Here is a 257-nt window from a genome sequence, read left to right on the forward strand (position 1 = left end):
GGTATTCATACAGTGGACGCATCCACTCGGCATCACGACGCGCGAGATAATCGTTCAAGGTAACGACACTGACGCATTTGCCTGTCAAAGCATTCAGATAGGTTGGCAAGGTACCCACCAGGGTTTTACCTTCGCCGGTACGCATCTCGGCAATACGGCCTTCATGCAGGGTAACACCACCAATCAGCTGGACGTCAAAGTGACGCATCCCCATCACTCGACGTCTGGCTTCCCGGCAGAAGGCGAAAGCTTCTGGC

1 pseudogene is annotated in these 257 nt (G+C 54.5%); it reads right to left on the minus strand.

Features of this window, described 5'->3' with window-relative positions:
- Nucleotides 1–257 (minus strand): annotated as a pseudogene (locus tag Q4563_RS20965) (hypothetical protein); the annotation flags it as partial.

The organism is Gilvimarinus sp. 1_MG-2023 (genome assembly GCF_030548285.1).